The organism is Campylobacter coli (assembly GCA_039516895.1).
In the GTDB taxonomy this organism is placed as follows: Bacteria; Campylobacterota; Campylobacteria; order Campylobacterales; family Campylobacteraceae; genus Campylobacter_D; species Campylobacter_D coli_B.
The window spans coordinates 1,581,427-1,605,782 of record CP154437.1 but is presented as its reverse complement, the minus strand read 5'-3'; the positions used below and the strand labels follow the sequence as shown (position 1 = coordinate 1,605,782).

Annotated in this window: 15 protein-coding genes; 7 read left to right on the top strand and 8 right to left on the bottom strand. The window is 30.9% G+C overall.

The window, feature by feature from the left end; all coding sequences use genetic code 11:
- Nucleotides 1-6 precede the first annotated feature (6 nt).
- Together folE and fliI are read left to right on the top strand one after the other, a co-directional pair.
- Nucleotides 7-579, top strand: coding sequence for a GTP cyclohydrolase I FolE (gene folE, locus AAID94_08090; protein XAK23785.1), 573 nt, complete (start codon nucleotides 7-9; stop codon nucleotides 577-579).
- Nucleotides 579-1,964 (top strand): flagellar protein export ATPase FliI, encoded by a 1,386-nt coding sequence (gene fliI, locus AAID94_08085; protein ID XAK24799.1) that lies wholly within the window; start codon nucleotides 579-581, stop codon nucleotides 1,962-1,964. The genes folE and fliI overlap by 1 nt, the downstream gene beginning before the upstream one ends.
- 115 nt (nucleotides 1,965-2,079) lie before the next feature.
- Here the strand turns inward: fliI and AAID94_08080 are convergent, their stop codons facing one another.
- The 3 genes from AAID94_08080 to AAID94_08070 all read right to left on the bottom strand — a co-directional run bounded on the left by AAID94_08080 (nucleotide 2,080) and on the right by AAID94_08070 (nucleotide 7,376).
- A complete protein-coding gene (locus AAID94_08080; GenBank protein ID XAK23784.1) occupies nucleotides 2,080-4,077 on the bottom strand; it encodes a methyl-accepting chemotaxis protein in 1,998 nt (665 codons plus the stop codon).
- 197 nt (nucleotides 4,078-4,274) lie between these two features.
- Nucleotides 4,275-6,791 (bottom strand): molybdopterin guanine dinucleotide-containing S/N-oxide reductase, encoded by a 2,517-nt coding sequence (locus AAID94_08075; GenBank protein ID XAK23783.1) that lies wholly within the window; start codon nucleotides 6,789-6,791, stop codon nucleotides 4,275-4,277.
- Between the two features lie 12 nt (nucleotides 6,792-6,803).
- The gene (locus tag AAID94_08070) at nucleotides 6,804-7,376 is read right to left on the bottom strand and encodes a cytochrome c3 family protein (GenBank protein ID XAK23782.1); all 573 of its coding nucleotides are present in this window, start codon (nucleotides 7,374-7,376) and stop codon (nucleotides 6,804-6,806) included.
- 352 nt (nucleotides 7,377-7,728) lie between these two features.
- Here AAID94_08070 and AAID94_08065 point away from each other — a divergent pair, with 352 nt between their 5' ends.
- Nucleotides 7,729-8,541, top strand: a complete 813-nt coding sequence (locus tag AAID94_08065) for a CPBP family intramembrane glutamic endopeptidase (protein ID XAK23781.1) — start codon at nucleotides 7,729-7,731, stop codon at nucleotides 8,539-8,541.
- Nucleotides 8,542-8,544: 3 nt separating this feature from the next.
- Here the strand turns inward: AAID94_08065 and purF are convergent, their stop codons facing one another.
- The 5 genes from purF to AAID94_08040 all read right to left on the bottom strand — a co-directional run bounded on the left by purF (nucleotide 8,545) and on the right by AAID94_08040 (nucleotide 13,462).
- A complete protein-coding gene (gene purF / locus AAID94_08060; protein XAK23780.1) occupies nucleotides 8,545-9,882 on the bottom strand; it encodes an amidophosphoribosyltransferase in 1,338 nt (445 codons plus the stop codon).
- A gap of 1 nt (nucleotide 9,883) precedes the next feature.
- Nucleotides 9,884-10,612, bottom strand: a complete 729-nt coding sequence (dapB, locus tag AAID94_08055; GenBank protein ID XAK23779.1) for a 4-hydroxy-tetrahydrodipicolinate reductase — start codon at nucleotides 10,610-10,612, stop codon at nucleotides 9,884-9,886.
- Between the two features lie 67 nt (nucleotides 10,613-10,679).
- Nucleotides 10,680-11,861, bottom strand: a complete 1,182-nt coding sequence (locus AAID94_08050; protein ID XAK23778.1) for a replication-associated recombination protein A — start codon at nucleotides 11,859-11,861, stop codon at nucleotides 10,680-10,682.
- Nucleotides 11,861-13,006 carry a hypothetical protein gene (locus AAID94_08045; GenBank protein ID XAK23777.1) on the bottom strand — a complete coding sequence of 382 codons (1,146 nt, stop codon included), beginning with the start codon at nucleotides 13,004-13,006 and terminating at the stop codon, nucleotides 11,861-11,863. The genes AAID94_08050 and AAID94_08045 overlap by 1 nt, the downstream gene beginning before the upstream one ends.
- A 102-nt stretch (nucleotides 13,007-13,108) precedes the next feature.
- The gene (locus AAID94_08040; protein XAK23776.1) at nucleotides 13,109-13,462 is read right to left on the bottom strand and encodes a hypothetical protein; all 354 of its coding nucleotides are present in this window, start codon (nucleotides 13,460-13,462) and stop codon (nucleotides 13,109-13,111) included.
- A 184-nt stretch (nucleotides 13,463-13,646) separates the two neighbouring features.
- Here AAID94_08040 and AAID94_08035 point away from each other — a divergent pair, with 184 nt between their 5' ends.
- The 4 genes from AAID94_08035 (at nucleotide 13,647) to AAID94_08020 (ending at nucleotide 24,303) form a co-directional block, all read left to right on the top strand.
- Complete coding sequence (locus AAID94_08035) at nucleotides 13,647-18,893, top strand: MG2 domain-containing protein (GenBank protein XAK23775.1); 5,247 nt, start codon at nucleotides 13,647-13,649, stop codon at nucleotides 18,891-18,893.
- A 7-nt stretch (nucleotides 18,894-18,900) separates the two neighbouring features.
- Nucleotides 18,901-21,123: a penicillin-binding protein 1C gene (pbpC, locus tag AAID94_08030; protein XAK23774.1), complete on the top strand. Its 2,223-nt coding sequence runs from the start codon at nucleotides 18,901-18,903 to the stop codon at nucleotides 21,121-21,123.
- A 106-nt stretch (nucleotides 21,124-21,229) separates the two neighbouring features.
- On the top strand, nucleotides 21,230-23,221 hold the full coding sequence (locus tag AAID94_08025) for an oligopeptide transporter, OPT family (protein XAK23773.1): 1,992 nt from the start codon (nucleotides 21,230-21,232) through the stop codon (nucleotides 23,219-23,221).
- 278 nt (nucleotides 23,222-23,499) lie between these two features.
- Nucleotides 23,500-24,303, top strand: coding sequence for an undecaprenyl-diphosphate phosphatase (locus tag AAID94_08020; GenBank protein XAK23772.1), 804 nt, complete (start codon nucleotides 23,500-23,502; stop codon nucleotides 24,301-24,303).
- Nucleotides 24,304-24,356 lie beyond the last annotated feature (53 nt).

Below are 24,356 nucleotides of genomic sequence, written 5' to 3'. Positions count from 1 at the left end.
AATAATTTGCAAGAAAAATTTGAAAATTGCGTAAAAACTATGCTTGAAATCATAGGGGAAAATCCAACTAGAGAAGGACTTGTAAAGACGCCTAATCGTGTTTTTAAAGCTTATGAGTTTTTAACAAGTGGATATAAAAAAAATGTCAAAGAAATATTAAATAATGCTTTATTTGAAAGCTCAAATAACGAAATGGTTCTAGTGCGCGATATAGAGTTTTATAGTCTTTGTGAGCATCACCTTTTACCTTTTTTTGGTCGCGTACATGTGGCTTATATCCCTGATCAAAAAGTGGTTGGGCTTAGCAAAATACCGCGTCTTGTAGAAGTATATGCGAGAAGACTTCAAATTCAAGAACAACTTACCGAACAAATTGCTGAAGCTTTGATGGAAAATGTTGGTGCAAAAGGCGTTGGTGTGGTTATAGAAGCAAGACATATGTGTGTTGAAATGCGTGGGGTGCAAAAAGCAAATTCTACTACTACCACTTCGGCTCTTCGCGGACTTTTTTTAAAAAATGAAAAAACACGCGAAGAATTTTTTTCACTCATTAATTCTCCTAAGCAAGTTCGTTTTTGATGAATTTAGAAAAACTTCGTTCTAAACTTGGCAAAGAAAATTTAAGTGCTGTTTTTGGAGAGATCACTAAAATTTCTGCTACAAGTATAGAAATTCGAGGACTTAAAACAGGTGTTGGCGATATCATTAAACTTGTTTCAAATGAAAATGAAAATTTAAACACCTTAGCTATGGTTGTTGAAATCAAAGAGCAATTTAGCTATCTAAGCCCTTTTTCTTTCATAGAAGGTTTTAAAATAGGCGACCGTGCTTTTATAAGTGATGCAGGAATGCAAATAGGCGTTAGCGATGAGCTTTTAGGAAGGGTAGTGGATCCTTTTATGCGCCCTAAAGATGGCAAGGGTGCTATAGAAGCAACTAAATATATGCCTATCATGCGTGCACCTATTGATGCGATGAAAAGAGGACTTATAGAAGAAGTTTTTCCTGTGGGAGTTAAAACCATAGATGCGCTTTTAACTTGTGGTGTGGGGCAAAAATTAGGCATTTTTGCAGGAAGTGGTGTAGGAAAATCTACCCTTATGGGTATGATAGTTAAAAATTCAAAAGCCCCTATCAAGGTAGTCGCACTTATAGGTGAAAGGGGGCGCGAAATTCCTGAATTTATACAAAAAAATTTAGGTGGAAAGCTTGACGATACAGTAATTATCGTTGCAACAAGTGATGATAGTGCTTTAATGCGAAAATATGGAGCATTTTGTGCTATGAGCGTGGCTGAATACTTTAAAGAACAAGGCAAAGATGTACTTTTTATCATGGATAGCGTAACGCGGTTTGCTATGGCACAAAGAGAGATAGGACTTGCTCTTGGTGAGCCTCCTACTACAAAAGGTTATCCTCCAAGTGTTTTAAGCCTCTTGCCTCAACTCATGGAAAGAACAGGAAAAGAAGAAGGTAAAGGAACTATAACGGCATTTTTTACTGTTTTAGTTGATGGAGATGATATGAGTGATCCTATTGCTGATCAAAGCCGTTCTATCCTAGATGGGCATATTGTTTTAAGTCGTGAGCTTACGGATTTTGGAATTTATCCTCCTATTAATATACAAAATTCAGCCTCAAGGGTAATGGGCGATATCATAAGTCCTGAACACAAACTTTGGGCTAGAAAATTTAAACGCTTAAATTCGCTTTTAAAAGAAAATGAAGTATTGCTTCGTATCGGTGCTTATCAAAAGGGTAGTGATAAGGAGCTTGATGAAGCCATAGCTAAAAAGGAATTTATGCAAAAATTTTTAGGACAAAATCCTGAGGAAAGCTTTGAATTTGAAGAAACTATAAGACTTTTAAGTCAAATTGATGCTAATGTTGCCCCTAGTGCAGTGCAGCAAAATATTAATATGGGAAGTTCTAGCGCAACGCTACCTAATCCTAATCTTAAATAATCTTATTTTGTATTAAAATAATTTCATAAATATAGAAATGTAAATTTCATCAACAAATCAAAATCTTTAGATTGATACTCGCATATCAATCTAAATTTTATATATCAGTCTCTAATTAAAACCTTTTCTTTTTCACATCTTCAAGTATATTATTAGCTATATCACTTACAGTATTAGAAATAATAGCAGACTCATTAGCAATCTCTACATTATCCTTAGTAGTTTGATCAATTTGAGCTACACTCTCATTGATTTGAGTAATACCTGCAGTTTGCTCTTTAATAGATTCTGCCATATCATTGATAGATTGAACCAATAAATTAGTATTAGCTTCTATTTCAGATAAAGACTTTTGAGTTCTTTCAGCTAGCTTTCTAACTTCATCTGCAACAACTGCAAATCCTCTACCATGTTCTCCTGCTCTTGCAGCTTCAATAGCAGCATTTAATGCTAGAAGATTGATTTGATCTGCAATATCTCCAATAATACCTGTAACATTCTTAATCTCTTCAGATTGAGTGATAACATCACTGGTTTTTACAGAAACATTTTGCATAGAAGAAGTAATCTCTTCTAAAGCAGCAGCTGTTTCTTCCAAAGAAGCTGCTTGAGAATTAGAAGATGAAGTAAGATTTTGAACTGCACTTTGAAGTTTAGAACTTTCACTGGCTAAGTGATTAGCAAAGTCAGAACTTTGTTTTAACATCTTAACGATTTCATCTCCTAAAGCATTGGTAGTGATTTCAACATTACCACTAGCATTATCAAGTTTATTTCTAAAGTCTAAAGACTTATATTCTTCAAAGATCTTATGAATAGCATTCATATCTGATCCTACTTTAGTTTGTAAAACATCTAAAAGTCTATTAAGAACATTTTTAAGTTCTATTAATTGTGGATTTCTAGGATTAGCTGTAATTCTTGCAGTAAGATTACCACTTTCTACTACTCCTACTGTTTCAACACTTTCTTTTACTGCTTTAGCATCTTGTTCTAAACCTTGTTTAGTAGCAAGGATGTTTTCGTTGATGGCTTTAGAGATTTGACCAAATTCATCATTAGTTTTTACATCAATAGTAGAAATATCTTTGGTTTTATGGTTGATGAAGCCAAAGAAAGAATTAAGTCCTGCTTGGATAGAGGCGAGTGGGGAGAAACTTCTATTGATTAAAAATCTTATAAGAATTAATGCTATTATGATAGCAACAATACCTATAATTACTTGTTGATATAAAATTTCATTTGCAGCATTGGTATAAACTGAATTTTCTGTTACTGTGCAAATTCTAAATAGAGGATTATAAGTAGCGTTACACATAATAGCATAATTAACACCTTTGTCATTTTCTACATGGAATAATACATCTCTATTATTTGGATCTAGATAAGAGGGATTTTGTTTAATTGCATTAGCTACATTAATACTTAAGTCAGTTTTTGTAAAAATTTGACTTATATCATCTCTAAAAAGTATGGTTCCTTCTGGATCTATTACAGCAGTATAAGTATGCTGTGATTTTCCTACTGTTAGAACATCTGTGGAAAATTTAGCCAAATCGTAATCTCCACCTACAACACCTCTAAAATTTCCATTTTTATCATAAAAAGGAGCCGCATAGGTAATTCCTATTTTTCCACTATCTGCGGACTTATAAGGTTCTGTTACGATAAATTGTTTAGCTGCTTTGGCTTGCTTATACCAAGGACGATTTTTTGTATCATAACCCTTGGAAATATCTAAAATTTGATTATTTGATTGATAGTTTTTTCCTGTATCTTCAAAACCTACATAAACTAAATCATAACCATTTAAATCTTTAAGAGCTTGGATTAAATTCATAAGCTCACGTTCGCTCATATCAGGATTTTGATTTAATTGATTTGCCAAATTTTGAACTCCATTTCTTTTTGAAGCACCGTAAGCTTCAAATATGGCACCAACATCATCCATGGTTTTAAGTTGATTTTCTTTTAAAAGCTCATAAGTCTTAATTTTAGCTTCATAGTAGCTAACTGTGCTTGTAATTGCTAAAATTAATACAACTAAAATTCCTATCCAAAGTGTAAGTCTTGTTGATATGCTAACTGATTTAGCAAATGTATTTGTTTGCATTATTTTCTTACCTTTATTTATAAAATATTTTTTAATTATACTGAAAAATTTGTGAAAATAAGAAAGTTTTTCTTTTTATAGTAATTGAGTGTAAATTTATAAACATTTTGTTTTTTGTATAACTTTGAATTATTATTTACAAGGGGTATTGTGATCATTAGTAAAGAAAGTCCTAAAAGACTTTCTTTAAGATAGAGTTAAATAGCACCTTTTGGAGCACTAAAAGCACTAAGAGTCGGAAGCTTATCTGTAAATTTTTCTATATTTACAAGTCCTGTATGTGCTATATTACCATTTGCAAGTTTTGAACTTGGAATATCTATGGTTAAGACATTTGCATTTCCGCATTTGCAAAGTCCATTTTCATCAGGATCATACCAAGCACCCTCGCATAGTCTTACGACACCTTGCATGATATCATCACTTACAATTACACCTGCTAAGACCTCTCCGCGTTTGTTAAAGACTCTTACAACATCGCCATTTTTAATACCAAGTTTTTTCGCATCTTTGGTATTTATTAAAATTGGCTCTCTATCTTTTATCGCATAAGTTTCTCTTAAGCTTGTGTGGCAAAGCTGAGAATGCAAGCGATCTTTTGGGTGGTTTGTGAGTAGATGAAAAGGTGCTTCTTTAGTAGCATTTCCAAGCCATTCAATCGGTTCGAACCAAGTAGGATGCGCTTTACAATCATTATAATTGTAATTTTTGATTGTTTGAGAATAAATTTCAATCAAGCCTGATTCTGTGCCTAAAGCATTAAGGATTGGATCTTCTATAAATTCTGAAAAACGTGTCCATTCTAAGCTTTCTGCAGTGGCTTCAAAGGTAATAGGTTCATTTTTTGCCCAAAATTCTTCAAAATTTGGCATAGGAGTAGCAAAAGCCTCGCCAAAGCTTTGAGTTTGTTTTAAAGCACTATCATAATATTCTTTGATGAAGTCTTTTGCTTTTTTACCCTTTTCTGTATAAGCATTGTATACATTTTGACCATAAACTTTGCATATATCAGCAAAAATTATATAATCATCTTTGCTTTCACCCACTGGTTCAACTGCTTGTTTCATCGGTATTATATGCATATTAGAATAATCCCCGCTCATAGTAATATCATCTCTTTCATAAGATGAAGTTGTAGGCATTACAATATCTGCCATTTTTGCTGTTGGGGTCCAATAAATTTCATTTACTACTACAGTGCGAGGTTTTCGCCATGCTTTTACATTGGTATTGGTATCTTGATGGTGTACGAGTGGATTTCCACCTACCCAGTAGATAAAATCAATATCAGGATAAGTAATTTTGCTACCATTGTGATCTATGGTTTTGCCAGGATTAAGTAAAGCATCTGCTATTCTTGCTACAGGGAAAGAGTAACTTGCAGCATTTTGAAGCCATTCTGCGCCACCGCTTGCTTGATTTGATTTAGCCAAACCTTGAAATTTACCATTTTTCCAAATGCCTAAACTTCCTGCATTGATTCCACCAATTACTCCACCTTTGCAAGTTGGCACACCTCCATTGCTATAATGATAACTAAGTCCAAAACCACCACCTTTAGTACCGATTTGTCCTATCATAGAAGCTAAAGTTACAAGCATCCAGTGTGGCTGCTCACCATAATGAGCTCTTTGCATACCCCATCCGCTCATAATCATAGTAGGATTATCATAGAAAATTTCAGCTAAATTTTTAATTGTCTTTTCATCGATACCACAAATTTTACTTGCCCATTTGACATCTTTTTTGATACCGTCTTCTTTTCCATCAAGATAATCTTTAAATTTATCAAAACCTATAGTATAGTTTTCTAAAAATTCATAATTAACTTTATTTTTGGCAATCAAATGACTTGCCATACCCATCATTAAAGCTACATCGGTATTTGGGCGTGGCGCTACCCATTTTGCATTTAAAAATTTAGCTGTATCAGTTCTTACAGGATCAATACAAATAACTTTTATTTTCTTTTCCTTAAGTTTTTCAAAATAAGCTAAGCCTCTTTGTTCTGATGCAGTCCAAGCAATGCGTAGGGTAGAAATTGGGTCAGCACCCCAAATAACAACATATTTAGAATGTTCTAAGATATTTTCCCACGAGGTTTGTTGTTCATAAACTTCAATTGAACCAACCACATAAGGCATAATAACCTGAGAAGCCCCTGTAGAATAATCTCCAGTAGCGCCAACAAAACCACCTGTAACATTTAAAAACCTATGCAATAATATTCTAGCATTTTGCATATTGCCACTTGATTTCCAACCATAACTTCCACCAAAAATAGCACTTGTGCCCTTAGCTTCTCTTGTTTTTTTGAGTTCTTTTGCGATGAGTTTTACAGCTTCATCATAACTTACACGCACAAATTCATCTTTTCCGCGAAGTTCAGGTTTAGGATTGTCAGGATTTTGAAGATAGGATTTGCGTACATAAGGATATTTTATACGAGATTTATAAACCATATCTGCAGTGTAATGCTGTAAAGGGTTGTCCATCTTGGTGATTTTTTCCCAAGGTTCACTTTTAACGATTTTACCATCTTTTATGGTAAGTTTTAAAATCCCCCAATGAGCCGCTGTGATGACTTCACCATTTTTGACAAGTCCAAGACTTACTTTTGTAGCTTCTACACTTTTTCCTGCGCCTAAAGTTGGAATAAGGGGTAAAGTACTTAATGCTGCACCAATTTTTAAAAATTTTCTTCTATCTAACATTGCCCTTCCTTTTTATTTTGCTTTAAAATCTTTTGCATTTTTTTGTAAATATTGTATTACTAGCCATCTATCTTTTTTATCAATTCCTGTTCTATCTGCCATAGAGCGAAAAACAGCAGGCCAAGCATTAGCAGTAAATTCTTTTTCAGGATGTAAAGCATGGCAAATTCCGCAATTTTCAGCAAAAAGATTTTTTGCGCGATTTAACATTTCTTTATTGTCTTTGGCAAAATCTTTTTTATCTGCCCAAATTTCAAGGCTCACCTTATCCCATTTACCATTTTTTCCTGCACTTATTTGTGAGAAATTGAGTTTTGTATTTTTGGAAAAAGCAGCAACAATGATTCTTTGAGAATCGTTAAAATAAATTACAGAAGGAGCTTTAGGATTTACATATCCATCAACTTTTATCAAAACCCTATCTCCATCACTTTTTAGAATTTCAAAAGGATTTGTGGGCAAAAGCCTTCCTGTAACTTTAGTATCGTCTTTATGAAGATAAAGTGATACAACTTCATCTGTATAGGCTATTTCTTTAGCCCATAAACATGTCGCCAAGACAAAAAAAGAAATGAAAATTTTCATTGTCAATCCTTGATAATAATTATAATAGTATTATTTTATTATTAAAATTATTAATTATTCATTAATAAGATATTTTTTATTCTATATATAAATATTTAATAGTTCTATATTATTCCTTATGATTTCAAATTGATAGGGCTGAGATTTTATTATCAATAAAATTTAAATGTATTTTAAAAATTAAATTGTTTATTTATAATAAATTCATATTTTTTTAAAAAATATTTCTTATGATTGACATAAGTTTTTGAGTTTTTCCAATCACTTATGTGAGTGATTTTTATAGATATTTAATTTTTGAAGTGATACTATTTTTGCAAAGTTCAATGAAATTCAAAAAGAGAAATAAAATATGATTACAATTTTTATCTTATTAGCCTTAGCTTTAACATTGCTTTCGTTTAAAAAAACAAAATTATCTTTTATGGTATTGGCGATAAGTGGAATTTTGGCTTATTATTATAATATCATAGAAATAAGTTTTATTGCTTTTATGGGTGTATTTTTTTTATTGTCCTTGTATTATAAAAATAATAAAAATATATTTTTAGAGCTTTTGATAGTGGCATTTTGTTTGCTTTTATTTTTGCATTTTATTCCAGGTGTTAATAATGTAAAAATTCTAGATAAAGTTCATGCAAGTGAGCATAGCAGCGCTTTTACTTTGTATTTTAGTTTTGATAAGCCTTTGGGTGTTTTTTTACTCTTTTTACTTATGCCAAGTTTGTTTGAGAATTTAAATAGAATAAAACCAAAATTATTTCAAGCAATGTTATTGTTTGCAAGTCCTTTTTTACTTTTATCCATCCCTTGGTATTTGGGTGTAATTAAAATGGAAATAGGCTTTCCTTCTTGGATAGTGTATTTTTTATTTTCTAATTTATTTTTGGTTGCTTTGGTTGAAGAAGCATTTTTTAGGGGTTATTTACAACAAAGATTACAAGGTTTGATAGGGGGTGTAGGAGCGCTTTTAGTTGCGAGTTTGGCATTTGGAGTGGCGCATTATAAAGCAGGTATTTTGATGATAATATTTGCTTCTTTGGCAGGTTTGATTTATGGAATGGCTTGGAGATATAGTAAGAGTTTATGGCTTAGTGTATTTTTTCATTATGGTTTAAATTTAACACATTTATTTTTCTTTACTTATCCCTCTTATGTAAAATAGAGATTATTTAATAAAATAATCTCCATCAAAGCTAATTAAAGAATATTTTCTCTCATCTCCTATACTTTGAGTTAATTCTTCGATACTTAAAAAGCTAAGCGAATCTGCTTCTACATATTCGCGCACTTCTTCTAAATTTTTATTAGCACTAATGAGTTCTTCAAAGGTTGGAGTATCAATCCCATAAGTATCTGGAAATTTAATTTCAGGGCAAGCTATGGCCAAGTGAATTTTACTTGCACCTGCAGCACGAAGTAGGGAAATGATTTTTTTAGAAGTTGTTCCACGCACCAAACTATCATCTATTACGACAATTTCTTTATCTTTTAGAACTTTATGCATAGGATTTAATTTTAATTTGACTTTTAAATTTCTAAGCTCTTGGGTAGGTTCGATAAAGGTTCTACCTACATAATGGTTTCTAACTATAGCCATTTCAAGTGGAATTTTTAAATATTGTGAAAAGCCTATGGCAGCACTTACGCCACTATCTGGAACAGGCACTACAAAATCAGCACCATGAGTAAATTTCTTTGCCAAAGCTTCGCCCATTTTTTTGCGTATCTCATACACGCTTTTTCCTTCTATAATGCTATCAGGTCTAGCAAAATAAATATATTCAAAAGCACAAATTCTAGGCTCTTGTTTAAAAAGTTCTATACTTTCAAATTTATCATTTCCTTGAGTGAAAATAATCATTTCTCCAGGTTTAACATCGCGTATAAATTCTGCTTCTATAAGATCAAAAGCGCAAGTTTCGCTTGCTACGATATAGCCTCCATCTTTTAAACGCCCTAAAGATAAAGGACGCACCCCATAAGGATCCCTTACAACATAAAGTTTATCTTTACTTGCTAAAACAAAACAATAAGCCCCTATACATTCTTGCAAGCTTTCAATAAATCTATCTTTTAAGCTTTCTTTTTTACTTCTTGCTATGAGATGAACGACATTTTCAGTATCCATATTGGTTTGAAAGATAGCTCCATCTTCGATAAGTCTTGATCTTACTTTTTCTTTGTTGACTAAATTTCCATTGTGTGCTAAAGCAATATCTCCTAAAACTGAAGTCGCAGCTACGGGTTGAGCATCATTTAAGCTTGAATTTCCTGCGGTAGAATAGCGATTGTGTCCTATGGCGATTTCGCCCTCTAAGGTTTTTAGATTATCAGGATTAAAAATTTGATTCACTTCACCTTTGGCTTTGATAGTTTTGATAGTTTTACCATTGCTTACGCTAATGCCACTTGCCTCTTGTCCTCGGTGTTGCATGGCAAAAAGAGCATAGTAAGCATAAGTACTTGCATTTTTTGAATTTATAACTCCTACTACTGCACACATTTTAAATTCCTAAAAAATCATTAATTGAGTACATTTTTGGCTCTTGTGTATTAAGCCAAATAGCGATTTTAATCGCTCCTTTAGCAAAAGTTGCTCTTGAGGTTGCAGTATGGTTTAATTCCAAAAATTCACCCTCTTCATAAAAGCCCACAGTATGGCGTCCTACGATATCGCCACCTCTTAGACTCATCACAGCAATTTCATCCTTGCTTCTTTCGCCTATAATGCCATCTCTTCCGCTTATTCTTACTTTTTCAAGATCCAAATTTCTAGCTTTTGCTACACCTTGTGCTAAAGTCATAGCAGTGCCACTTGGAGCGTCTTTTTTGTGGCGATGGTGCATTTCTAAAATTTCTATATCAAAATTTCTTAACATTTGGCTTGCTTTGCTAGCAAGATGGTTTAAAACCGCAACTCCTAAAGACATATTAGTCGCATAAAAAACAGGCATTACCTCACTTGCATTTTGCATTAAATGTAGAGTTTTTTCATCTAGTCCTGTTGTGCCAATTACTAGAGGTTTTGGCATTGTTCTTGCGTAATTTAAGAGTTCGTGAGTACCATTTGGAGATGAGAAGTCAATGATAACATCGCTTTTTTCAAAAAATTCTTCTAAATTATCACCCTTATCAAAAAGTGCAGCTGCTTTTGCTTTATTTTCACTCTTTAAACATTCTTCAATCTGTTTGCCCATGCGCCCTTTAGCGCCATAAATTCCTATGTTTATCATTGTCTTATTTTTTCCTTAAAAATAAAATTGCATTTTAACATTTATTTTGTAAATTTTTTATAAGAAATCAGGACTTGATGTTTTTTAATTTGTTTAAATTTTCAAGCAATCTCGCTTCTTCTCCTATGCCCTTGCTTTCGTAGAATTTTAAATTTGCGCTAAGATAGTTTTGTTTTACCCATCCACCAAAATGATGCGGATAAAGGTAGTTTTTCTTTTCGGGGTGATTATTGTTTAAATAATTAGGGATCTCAAGTGCGGGATTGTTTTTTACATAGTCTAAAGCCCTGTTTATAGCGTTATAGCTTGAATTTGATTTTGGAGCGCTTGCTAGATAAACAACGCATTGAGAAAGTATAATCCTTGCTTCAGGATAGCCGATATTTTTTACTGCAGTAAGAGTAGAAACGGCTAAATTTAAGGCATTAGGATCGGCATTAGATATATCTTCACTTGCAAAGATAATCAAACGCCTAGCGATAAAATCAGCACTTTCCCCTGCATCGATCAAGCGAGCAAGATAATATATAGCAGCGTCCACATTGCTTCCTCGCAAACTTTTAATAAGAGCGCTTGCTAAAATATAATGAGTATCTTTTGAGCTTACTCCCTCGCTATTTACCCCATTACGAAGTTTTTTTAAATTTTCTAAAGTGATTTCTTTTTCATTTAAAACCAAAGCAAATTCAAGTAAATTTAGCATGGCTCTAGTATCAGAGCTTTTTAGTAAAAATTCTTTAGCATTATCTTCTATTGTAAATGCTATTTCTTGTTGCACTCGTTTTAATAAAAGTTCTAAATCTTTTTGCCCAAGATTTTTAAATTCAAAAAGCATAGAACGACTTCTAATACCTGAACTTAAAACAAAATAAGGGTTTTCAGTGCTTGCACCTATAATAATACAACGATAATTTTCCATGGGAATTAAAAGCATTTCTTGTTGGGTTTTGCTTAAACGATGAATTTCATCGATAAAAATAAGAGGTTTATAAAGACTATTTTTATAATTTTCTATGATCTTTCTTAAATCTTCAAGTTTGAAATTTCCACCATCAAATTCATAAAAATCAAGTCCAAAGTCCTTAGCTACAACTCTAGCAAAGGTTGTTTTTCCACATCCTGCAGGTCCAAAAAATAAGCTATGAGGAAGTTTTTGCATACTGATAAACTTTTTAAATACTTCTACGAGCTCTTTTTGACCTAGAATTTCATCTAAGGTTTTGGGGCGAAAATTTAAAGCTAAACTCATCAGTTTAAATTTATATCCGTAAATTCATTGCCATTGATTTTAAGTCGAGTTTTAGCATCACTATCATAATGAAGATCCATGATAAACATACCCTCTTCATTCTTTATAAAGTATTGATTTAAGCCTCCAAAAAATTGTCCCCAAGTAAAGATTTCATCGGGCGATTTTAAACTAGAAATTTGAATATGAGCTTTATGACTTTGCATTGATAAAAAGATATTTCCTTCGATGTTTATATCTTGATTATCTTTTTTTAAAGTGATATTTTGTATTTGCAAGTTTAATTCTTCATTGGAAGGTTTAAAAATCAATTTATCATCAGAAATATCAGGTTTTTTTTGACTATAAATGAGATCAAAATGAATTTGATCAAAATCAATACTTTGATAAATTTGAGAAGTTAAATCTATACTTAGATTATTTGCTTTGCCTTGAGAATGCATTTTCAAGGTTTGATTATCATCATCAAAATAAATGATATTTTTATTATAAAATGAAGAGATTGTATGATTATTGATTTCGCAAAAATCAAATTTAAACTCTTCTACACTTTCGTTAAATTGTATTAAATTAGAAAACGATATAGGTTTTTCAAATTTTTGTTGATGGTCTAGGTTTTTTAGATAGAATTTTGCATAAAATTGAGAAAAATCAACTTGACCTATTTTTGAATAAATAGCTTTAATTTTTAAATCTTTATCTAGTAAAATTTCAGTTAAAACATTTTCCCATAATGCATTTCCACCTTCATTGCTTAAATTAATATCTTGAAATTGAATTGATACATTTATATCATTTTGAATAGATTGTATCTTAAACCAAGCTAATTCTTTATTGTGCAATTTATCGTCTAAGAGTTTAAAAGGATTGCTGAGTTTTCCTTGTGCTATAAATTTTGAAAAATAATTATTGTTAAATTTAAAATCAAGCTTTGAAACTAAACCTAAATTATACTTATCTTCTATGGTAAAATCAGCCTTTGAATTTAAAAAACCTTTATGGAAATTTACATTTTTTATCTCGTAATAGGGATTTTGTGTTTGAGTAAGATTATAAAAAAAACTTTCATTAATATGCCCCATGTAAAAAATTTGTATAATAAAGCAAAAGAATACGATAATAGGAATTATAAGTAGTTTTTTCAATCTTTTTTCCTTAAATAAATTTAAGTACTATTTTACAAATTCCTTGCTAAAAAAAGTTTAAATTTTGAAGAAATTAAGCTTGCTTACTAAAAAGTAAGCAAATTAATAAGCCTTTTTGTAGCATTCTATTTCAATTTCTCTTGCTACAGGAATTGTAGGCGCTTGAGTAGGATTAGATGTATATCCAGGATAGTAAAGTTTTACTTCAAGAAAATCTCCTACTTTTAGGTCTTTAAATTTTCCATGTTTATCTATCCCAAAAATTCCACAATTATCCATATCAATTTCAGTATTTGGCAGTATTCTTACAGCCATTTGTCCACCATAGATTGAATCTATAAGTAAAGTTTTATTATTATCATAAACCTCTGCTATAGTACCTTGAAGTTTTACACTATCTGCAAGAAGCATAGAACCTGTTAGAAGTGCTGATGCGATTAAAATACCTTTTTTCATTTTATCTCCTTTTTTAAAAAGTGATGACATTATAAAATTTTTAAGTGAAGTGAGTGTGAAATTGGATAAAATATAATTTTTTAGATATTTGATTTGAGTTTTTAAAAAATATCAATAAATTTTTAATTAAAATAAGTAGAATATCTTAAATAATGTTGTAGTTCAATTTTTCAAAGGAATATTAATGTTAAAAAATATATTGGTTGGTTTGATTTTATCTTTTTTATTGATTGCGTGTAGCAGTGAAAAAAATAAAAATTCAAGCGAGTTAATTCGTGCACAATCTCAAGGACTTCTAAAAAATCATGAAGCAGTTTTTGTCGAATTTAAAGAAGCAATTGTTGATTTTGATGAAATGAGTATTGATGCAAAAATCAATTCTAAAAATTCAAAAATTCTACTTACAAAAGCATCAGATTCTAGATTTTTATTAGATTTAACTTATTTAGAGGCCAATCAAAATTATAAAATAGAATTTATTTATAAAAATATTCCTATTGTTTTAGAATTTCAAACAGGATGGATAGAAAATTTTACCTATAAGGCTAAATTAGAGCAAGATGAAGAAAAAGCTTATTTGCATTTAAATTATAGCTTTGGAAACACTTATAATTGGCAATTTAAAGATAAAACACAAGAGGGCTTAAAAATCACTTTAGATGGCAAAGAATTGGCCTTTAACTTGGGTGAATTTAGTCTTGATACTGATGATATCAAGCTTTTAGATAAGCCTCAAGAACTTGTTTTAACTTATGATGAAAAAATCATGGGTTTTAAAGAAGCTAAAGTACTTCAATTTCAAATTCCTAGTAAGCCAAAAGATAATGATTTTAGACTCATTAGCGCAGAAGAAAAAGATCAAATTGCTACTTTAAAATTTTCTAAAGAACTAGCTGAAAATCAAGCTTTTCAAGATTTTATCCAAATTTCACCCGAGCTTAATTTTAGAGCATGGAGCGTGGGAAAAGAACTTAAAATTTCAGCTAATTTTGAGCCAGGGGAAAAGTATCAAGTTAAAATCGCAAAAGGTTTAAAATCAAATCAAGGTTTAATCAATAAAGGCGAAGAAGCAAATATTACTTTACAAAAGGACTTAGATCCAAGTCTTGTTTTTGCAAATGATGGGGTATTTTTACCTAGTGGGGCAGAATATCAAGTTTATATTAAATCACGCAATGTTAAAAAGATTCATTTAAAAGTGAGTCAAATTTTTTCAAATAATATAAGCGAGTATTTGCGTTATAAAAATTTGGTGGGTAAAAAAGATGATAGTACGCAAGAAGCGTTTTATTCTTCAGATGGTTTTAATTATGTTGCTAAAAAAGTCATCGATAAAAAAATAGAACTTAAAAATCAAAAAAATACTTGGATAAGTAGCGCTTTAGATTTAAGTGATTTAAAAGGTAAAAGTGGAATTTTTTCAGTGAGTTTAAGTGTTGATGCTAACGATCTTGATTATAAGGGTGAAAATGTATATCGTATTATAAATAAAGCTAGTGTCAGTAAAAATCTCATTTTTTCTAATATCGCTTTAAGTGCGCAAAATTTAAATAAACAGCTTGTAGTTCATGCAAGAGACTTTAGCAAAAATGAAGCTTTGGAAAATGTAAAAATAGAGCTTGTAAGTAAGCAAAATCAAATTTTACAAAGCCAAAATACTGATTCTAATGGAGATGCGAAATTTCAAATTCAAGAAGATGATGAAATACTCTATATTCTAGCAAGTAAAGAGAATCAAATCAGTGTTTTAAGATTTAGCAATCCTTTATCCACAGATGGTTATGATGTAGAGGGGGATCAAAATCATGAGATGATAAAGGCATTTATTTACACAGATCGTGGAGTTTATAGAGCGGGCGATAGTGTACACTTAAGTGTGGTTGCAAGAGAAAATACAAATCCACTCAAACACCCTATAAATTTTACTTTAATCAATCCTAAAAATCAAAAAATCATAGAAAATCAAATTTTAAAAAGTCAAAATGATATTTACTATACGCAAATTAATTTAGATAAAAATGCCATCAATGGCCTTTATAGGGCGAATTTTAATATCGCTGGGGTGGAATTTAGTAAAGACATTTTAGTCCAAAGTGTGGTGCCAAATCGTATCAAGGTAGAATTAAATGCTGATGAAAATAGAAGTTTAGATGATGGGAGTTTAAGCTACGAGCTTTCTTCAAAATATCTTTTCGGGGCTTTAGCTTCAAATTTAAAATATCAAAGTGTTGTATATTTTTCTCCAAAAAATTATCATAATTCTAAATATAAAGATTATATTTTTACTAATCCAAGTTCATTGATTATCAGCGCAAGTGCTGACGATAAAGGAAATTTGGATGAAAAGGGTAGGGTGCAATCAAGTGTTGAAATTCCTGAAAATATTTTAAATTCTCAAGGCTATAATTTTAATGCAAGGATTGTTTCAGAAGTTTTTGAAAAAGGTGGCAGATCTGTAAAAGCTGTTAAGGATGTAAATTTAAATCGTTATGATTATTTTGTAGGAATGAAAACTTTGGCAAATTCTTATGTATCTGAGGGAGAAACGATTGATTTTTATGCTATTGTAAGCGATTTGAAAGAAAAATTAGTTTCAGGCAAGACTTTAGAGTATAGAATTTATCAAAATGATTATTATTGGTGGTGGGATTATGATTCTTATGATGAGTTTTTGCGCTCTATCAAACAAGATACCAATACCAAACTTATTGAAAAAGGGGAGCTTACTAGCTCTAGTGAGCCTATGAAATTTAGCTTTAATACCAGTAATTATTATGGGCAAATGTTTATTGAGCTTATAGATAAAGAAAGTGAGGTAAGCACAGGGCAAAGTTTTTATGTAAGCTCTTGGGGAGAGCCAAGCTATGCTGATGTAGTGAGTTCTTTAAAAATTAAAAGTGATAAAAATAAATATAAAATAGGGCAAAGTGCAAAAATAGAATTTGAAAGCGTTGCAGGAGCTAAAGCACTTATAACTTTAAGTTCTAATTCTAAGATTATTGATCGTTTTGTGATGGATACTCAAGATGAAAGCACGAGTATAGAATTGGCGATGAAAAAAGAATACGCACCAAATATTTATGTAAGTGTGAGTTTATTTCAAGATTATAATAAAATTGATAATGATCGTGCTCTAAGACTTTTTGGTGTAATTCCTTTGTATGTAGAAGATGAAAATACAAAGCTTGATTTAGAATTAAAAACTCCTGATAAAATTTTACCTAATAGTGATTTTGAGATAGAAATTCAAAGTAAAGATAAAAGAGCTTTTAATTATACCGTGGCTATTGTAGATGAAGGACTTCTTGATTTAACGGATTTTAAAACACCTGATATTTGGAAAGGTTTTTATGCAAAAACAGGTTTTACTTTAAAAACTTATGATACTTATAGTCAAATTATCCCTAAATTTACTGGAGGTGATAGTGTTTTAGGGGGTTTAAGAGTAGATAAAAATCGCGATGATAGTGCACAGCGTTTTAAGCCTGTAGCGCTTTTTAATACTCCTGCAAGAAGTGATGAAACAGGTTTTGCAAAACTTAAATTTAAAATGCCTTCTTATATGGGTTCGGTTCGCGTGATGGTTGTAGCTAATGAAAAGGACGCTTATGGCAGCGTTTCTAAGGATATACAAGTAAGCGCACCTCTTGTGATGCTTGAAACTTTGCCAAGGACTTTAAAAATAGGTGATAATTTCACCCTTTTAACTCAAATTTTTAAAACAGAAAATCGTATTAAAAATGCAACTTTGAGCGTAAGAAGTAAAAATTCTCTTATAAAAATCAGTCCAGATACTCAAACCATAGACTTTAAAAGTGCTACTAATTTAGAAGTGATGATGGATGCAAATGTAAGTGATAATAGGATTGGCAAAGAGCTTTTAGAATTTGAATTAAAAAGTGAAGATTATACTTATAAAAATGAAATCGAAATTGATATCAAGCCTATCAATGCTTATACATATGAAAATAATACTAGTTTGATTAAAGCAGGGGAAAGTAAAGAATTTATTATAAAAGATTATATTTTAGGGACTACAAATGCAACTTTAAAGCTTTCGCCTACACCTATTTTAGATATGGATAAAAGAATTAAGTATTTATTAAATTATCCTTATGGCTGTATAGAACAAACTACCTCAGCAGTTTTGCCACAACTTTTTTTAGATAAATTTAGCACGGAATTTGACAAGCAAAAAGCGATCAATAATATCAATGCAGCCATTGAGCGTTATAGTAATTTTCAAACTGCTGATGGAGGATTTGCTTATTGGCAAGGAGGAGATGAAAGCAATGCTTGGGGAAGTAATTATGCGGGAATGTTTTTGATTTTGGCGAAGCAAAATGGGTATTTTGTGCCTGATTCTATGTATGAAAGATGGTTAAAATATGAGCAAAATTTTGTTCAAAAAAGTGTATATCGCGATTATATGATGGATATAAAAGCAAATTCATTATATCTTTTGGCTATGGCAAAAAAACCTAATATCAGCGAGATGAATTTACTCTATGATAACTTAAACACGTTAAGCACCGAAGCCAAGTGGCAATTGGCCGCAGCATATAAACTTGCAGGCGTTGAAGACACTGCAAAACAGATTGCAAGTAAGATTTCCATAGAGCCTGATTCTAAATATTCTTTCTATACTTATGGTTCTTTGGTAAGAGATGAGGCTATTATTGCAAATGCTTATAAACAAATTTATGGTACTAATAATGAAGAATTACTTCAAAAAATCAGCGATACTTTACTCTCAAAAGATTATTTATCCACACAAAGTACAGGCTATGCTTTATATGCTTTAGCCATGGGTGCAAATTTGGAAAATATGAATGAAAATTTTATGGACGCAACTTTAAAAATAGACGATCAAGCCTATACCATCAATCAAAACCAAATGCAAATTTTTTCTTTTAATGATGAAAAAGCCATTGTAAGTGCCAATAAAGATATATTTGTAAGTTTTGGGGTAGAAGGTGTAAAAGCGAGTGAAAACCCAGCTTTTAGTAATAAAATCAGTTTAGATCGTGCTTTTTATGATGAAAAAGGCAATAAAATCAGTCCTAGTGAGATTGGTTCTGGTCAAACCTTTTATATGAGAATTTCAGTGAGCTTAAACGAGGGTGCAAATTATGTTTCCAATATCGCTTTAACACAAATTTTACCAAGCGGTTGGGAAGTGAGCAATACACTTTTAGATGATAATACTCCAAGTTTTGTTAAAAATTCAAATTATGATTTTATTGATGTTAGAGATGATAAAATCATGTGGTTTTTTGGTTTAAATAAAAATCGCACACATCATTTTTATATAAAACTTAATGCCATAACTCCAGGAAGTTATACTTTAAGTGGTGCTTATGCAGAAGCGATGTATGATGATACTTATAGAGCCTTAAGCGAAAGTGAAAAAGTAGTTGTAAAACGCTAAATAAAAAATGAAAAATGCTTTAAAAATTTTTAGCTTTTTGCTACTTTTTTTTCTTGCTTATGTTTTTTATGTATATTTTTCTTTTGATAAAAATACCTTGCTAGATGATTTTAAAAGCCGTTATAGTAAGATTTTATACGATAAAAATGGCGAAATTTTAAGTGTTTTTTTAAATGATGAAGAGCAATGGCATATTAAAAGCACTGATATTCCTAAGCGTTTAAAAATCGCTGTGATTAATTATGAAGATAGGAAATTTTATTCACATTTTGGAGTAGATTTTTTAGCTTTAATGCGGGCTTTTGTAAATAATTTTAATTCTACTCAAAGAAGCGGTGCAAGTACTATTAGTATGCAAACGATTAAGCTTTGGGATAAAAAAGATAGAACTTATTTTAATAAATTCAATGAAATCATACAAAGTTTTGCTTTAGAAAATGCCTTTAGCAAGGACGAGATTTTAAAACTTTATTTAAGCAATGCTCCTTATGGTGGGAATTTAGTAGGTTATGAGGCTGCTATTTTGTTTTATTTTGATAAAAATCCCAAAGATTTAACTTGGGCTCAAGCCGCTTTGCTCGCAATTTTACCTAATCAACCAGGGCTTATTAATTTAGAAAAAAATAAAACAAAACTTTTAAATAAACGCAATAAACTTTTAGCAAAGCTTTATGAAAGAAAGTTAATCAATAAAGATATTTATGAACTTTCCTTAAAAGAACCTTTGCCAAATTTTAAGCCTCGTAAAAATATCGCACCCCATCTTGCTTTAAGACTTTTAAATGATGATAATAAAGAAATTTTTTCAAGTATAGACAAAAAAATTCAACTTAAAATCGAAAAAAAGGCTAAAGAATTTTCTTATACTTTGCAACAAAAAGGCATACAAAATTTAGCCATTATTTTAGCCGATACTAAAACACGTAAAGTTTTAACTTATGTGGGTTCTCAAGATTTTTATGATATGGTAAATTTAGGACAAATTAACGGAAATACCGCCAAACGCAGTGTGGGTTCTACTTTAAAACCCTTTTTATATGCTTTAAGTATTGATGAAGGTATTATCGCACCGGAGTCAATTTTACTTGATGTTCCAACCTTTTTTTCTAATTTCAATCCTCAAAATGCAAATAAAAAATATTATGGAATAATCAGTGCAAGAGAAGCTTTACAAAGATCTTTAAATGTTCCTTTTGTATCGCTTTTGCAAGATTATGGTTATGAAAAATTTTTTTATAAATTAAAGACTTTTTTAAATTTTGAAGATGAGAATTACAAGCGATATGGGCTTTCACTTATTTTAGGAACTAAAGAATTGAGTCTTGAGGATCTAGTAAAACTTTATTTGGGTTTAGCAAATTATGGAGAACTTGCCAATCTTTCTTTTATAAGAGATGAAAATCTAAGCGGAGTAACAAGAATGTTTTCCAAAGGCAGCGCGTATTTAACCTTAGAAGCAATGAAAGAACTTCAAAGAGTGGGTTTGGAAAATTATAATAAAGAAAAAATTATTTCTTGGAAGACGGGCACAAGTTATGGCAGAAAAGATGCTTGGGCTATAGGTGCAACTCCAAAATATACCTTAGGAGTTTGGGTGGGAAATTTCAACGGTGAAGCAAATGCAAATTTATATGGTGTGAGTATAGCAGGAGATTTGCTTTTCGAAATTTTAGGACTTTTAGATGAGGTGGATTTGGAATTTGCACCTTCTGATGATTTGATGACTATCAAGTTAGATAGTATTAGCAAGTATAGATATGATGAGAATTTAAATACAAGTTATATTCATACTTTATATCCTAAAGAGGCAAATATTTTAAGAACTTCTCCTTTTTTGAAAAAAGTTTATGAGTATCAAGGTAAGGAGCTTGATTCTAAGGATATTCATTTTAAAGATGCAAAAGCATTTATAAAGCTTGATTTACCTGCCTATGCACTCCATTTTTTTCAGCAAAGGAATTTTAAATTTTCAAGCAAAAAGGGTGTTAATATCATCTATCCTAAAGATAATTTAAAACTTATTTTAGCCAAAGATTTAAATGGAATGAAAGGTCTTGTAGCAAAAGTAGCTAATTTAAATAATGAGAAGCTTTTTTGGTATTTAAATCAAAAGCTTATTTATGAGGGAAATGAAAATACACAAAATTTAAATTTAAAAGAAGGTAAATATCAACTTTTTATTATTTCTCAAAGTGGTGAACAAGATACAGTTTGGTTTGAGATTAAATAATTCTTTTATAAATTTTAAAAATTTATAAAAATATAAGACTTTTTTTGTATTATTTTTTGAAAATTTATCATCATAGAGAATTTATGATGAAATGATTGGAGAGAATATGCAAAAAACACACTCTTTGCCCGAACTCACCTTACGTGGTTTACTTTTGGGAAGCATTTTAACTGTGATTTTTACAGCTTCAAATGTGTATTTAGGACTTAAAGTAGGACTTACTTTTTCATCTTCTATTCCTGCAGCTGTTATTTCTATGGCGGTTTTGGCTTTTTTTAAAACTTCTAATATTTTAGAAAATAATATGGTTCAAACCCAAGCTTCAGCAGCGGGAACACTCTCGTCGGTTATTTTTGTAATCCCAGGACTTTTTATGTGTGGATATTGGAGTGAATTTCCTTTATGGCAAACTTTTATGGTTTGTCTATGTGGTGGTGGGCTTGGAGTGCTTTTTACTATACCTTTAAGAAAAGCTATGGTGGTTGAAAGCAAGCTTGCTTATCCTGAAGGTAGGGCAGCAGCTGAAATTTTAAAAGTGACTAATAAAGATCAAAGCGATAAAAAAGGCAAGCAAGGCATAAAAGAAATAGCTTTGGGTTCTTTTATAGCTGCTTTTTTTAGTTTGTTAAGCAATGGTTTTAAACTTGCTGCGAGTGAAAGCAGTTTGGCTTTTATTTGGAATAAAATGGCCTTTGGTTTTTCAGCAGGATACTCTTTAGCACTTTTAGGAGCAGGATATTTAGTAGGTTTGGCAGGTGCTATAGCACTTTTTGTAGGGATGTTTTTAGCATGGGGAGTTTTTACCCCTTATCTTTCAAGTTTTGAATTTGATGGTGTGAAAAATGCTAGTGAACTTGCTTCTAGTGTTTGGGCAGCTAAGGTTAGACTTATTGGTACTGGAGCAATTGCTATAGCAGCACTTTGGACTTTAATAGAGCTTTTAAAACCCGTGATAAGTGGAATTAAAGAAATTATTAAAAATGTTACAATTTCTAATACAAAAAGCCAAGAAAGCACCGATCAAGATCTTTCTTTAAAAAGTATTTTTATACTTTTTATAATCCTAACTATAGGACTTTTTATTACTTTTTATAGTTTTGTATCGGATGCAAATTTAAATAGTTATTATCAAATTTTATTTGCCTTTGTTGGAACTTTTATTGCTGTGTTGATAGGATTTTTTGTAGCAGCAGCTTGTGGCTATATGGCAGGACTTGTGGGTTCTTCATCTTCTCCTATTTCAGGAATTGGGCTTATTGGGATTATCATTTCATCTTTGGTTATTTTACTTTTGGGTGCAAATTTATTTGATGATCCTATGCTTTCTAAATTTGCTATCGCCTTGGCTATTTTTACTACAAGCGTAATTGTAGCAACCGCTGCTATTTCAAACGATAATTTGCAAGATTTAAAAACAGGTTATTTAGTGGGTGCTACCCCTTGGAAACAGCAGGTTGCTTTGCTCATAGGTTGTGTTTTTGGAGCTTTAGCTATAGTTCCTGTTTTAAATTTACTTTATCAAGCTTATGGTTTTGTTGGGGCTATGCCAAGAGAGGGTATGGATGTTTCATCTGCGCTTGCAGCTCCTCAAGCAAATTTAATGAGTACCATAGCACAAGGAATTTTTAATCATAATATAGAGTGGAGTTATATAACATTTGGAGTAGTTATAGGTATATTTATCATTATTATAGATAAGATACTAAGAAAAAATGGCAATTTATCCTTGCCACCTTTGGCTGTGGGCATTGGTATTTATTTGCCACCATCTGTAAATATCCCTTTGGTAATCGGTGGAATTTTAAAATATTTTGTGATGAGATATTTAGCAAAAAAATATGAAAACAATTCCCACAAAAGTGAAAAAATAACTACTCATGAACAAAAAGGGATTTTATTTGCCTCAGGACTTATCGTAGGGGAGAGTATTTTTGGCGTTATTATAGCCGCGATTACTGTTTTTTCTGTTAGCATGGGCGGAAGTGAAAGTCCTTTGAAATTAAGCTTTTTAAATATACATAATAATGAATTATTAGGTTTGGTATTTTTCATAGGAGTAGTACTTTATTTTATAAAGCGCATTGTTAAAACTCGTTAGAATTTAGAGTATTTAAAAGAAGGATTTTAAATTTTTTATAAAATTCTTCTTGGTTTATTTTTTATATCTTGATTAAGGGTAGAAAATTTCGTTGATTTATAATAAATTATACTTGCATTCTTATCAAACTCAGCAAAAGAAGAAATGAAATTTAAGACAAATCAGCTTTTTTATATATGAATAGTTTATTTTCATCATCTGTTTTAAGAAATTGCTTTTGTATTTTTGTCGTGTTTAAAAAAAGTTTGTAGAATTCTTTTTTTGTTTTAAGGAAAATTATGGATAATTTACATGCTTTAATACTTGGAATCATTGAAGGTTTGACTGAATTTTTACCCGTTTCTTCTACAGGACATATGATTTTAGGGACAACTGTTTTAGGTATTGATATTAATGAATTTTGGAAAAGTTTTTTAATCATTATACAACTAGGATCGATTTTAGCAGTGCTTTTTGTGTTTTGGCGTAAACTTTTTAAAGGATTTGATATTTGGTTTAAGCTTGCAGTTGGCTTTTTTCCCACAGGACTCATAGGACTTGTGCTTTATAAGTACTTAAAAGAACTTTTTAATGGCTATGTGGTGGTTGCGATGCTTATTTTGGGTGGTATTGTTTTTATTGTTATCGAATTAGCTCATAAAAATAAAGAATACAAAACCAATTCTTTAGAAAAGATAAGTTTCTTACAAGCTTTTTTTATAGGTATTATCCAATCTCTAGCAATGATTCCGGGTACTTCAAGGAGTGGGGCAAGTATTATAGGTGGACTTTTGTTAGGGCTTAACCGTAAAACAGCAGCTGAATTTAGCTTTTTGCTTGCTATACCTACCATGATAGTTGCAACTGCTTATAATATTTATAAAGAACCTGAACTTCTTAGCAATGCTAATGCTTTAATCCCTTTAAGTATAGGTTTTATCACAGCTTTTGTGGTAGCGGTTTTTGTGATTAAATTCTTTTTAAAATTTATTTCAAAATTTGATTTTATTCCTTTTGGAATTTATAGGATAGTATTGGGAATTTTATTTTTTTATCTGTATTATAGCGGTATTTTAAATGCTGGAAGCGAGTTTAAGTTATAAACAAAGATTAAATTATTCTAAGATTTTTTTAAAAATAAGCTGAATTTCAAAAA

Coding starts and splice junctions, on each gene's coding strand:
- AAID94_08025 (XAK23773.1), top strand. CDS start 21,230: ATGCAAAAAACACACTCTTTGCCCGAACTCACCTTACGTGGTTTACTT.
- AAID94_08050 (XAK23778.1), bottom strand. CDS start 11,861: ATGAGTTTAGCTTTAAATTTTCGCCCCAAAACCTTAGATGAAATTCTA.
- AAID94_08070 (XAK23782.1), bottom strand. CDS start 7,376: ATGAAAATTTTCATTTCTTTTTTTGTCTTGGCGACATGTTTATGGGCT.
- AAID94_08035 (XAK23775.1), top strand. CDS start 13,647: ATGTTAAAAAATATATTGGTTGGTTTGATTTTATCTTTTTTATTGATT.
- purF (XAK23780.1), bottom strand. CDS start 9,882: ATGTGTGCAGTAGTAGGAGTTATAAATTCAAAAAATGCAAGTACTTAT.
- AAID94_08065 (XAK23781.1), top strand. CDS start 7,729: ATGATTACAATTTTTATCTTATTAGCCTTAGCTTTAACATTGCTTTCG.
- AAID94_08040 (XAK23776.1), bottom strand. CDS start 13,462: ATGAAAAAAGGTATTTTAATCGCATCAGCACTTCTAACAGGTTCTATG.
- AAID94_08080 (XAK23784.1), bottom strand. CDS start 4,077: ATGCAAACAAATACATTTGCTAAATCAGTTAGCATATCAACAAGACTT.
- dapB (XAK23779.1), bottom strand. CDS start 10,612: ATGATAAACATAGGAATTTATGGCGCTAAAGGGCGCATGGGCAAACAG.
- fliI (XAK24799.1), top strand. CDS start 579: ATGAATTTAGAAAAACTTCGTTCTAAACTTGGCAAAGAAAATTTAAGT.
- AAID94_08020 (XAK23772.1), top strand. CDS start 23,500: ATGGATAATTTACATGCTTTAATACTTGGAATCATTGAAGGTTTGACT.
- pbpC (XAK23774.1), top strand. CDS start 18,901: ATGAAAAATGCTTTAAAAATTTTTAGCTTTTTGCTACTTTTTTTTCTT.
- AAID94_08075 (XAK23783.1), bottom strand. CDS start 6,791: ATGTTAGATAGAAGAAAATTTTTAAAAATTGGTGCAGCATTAAGTACT.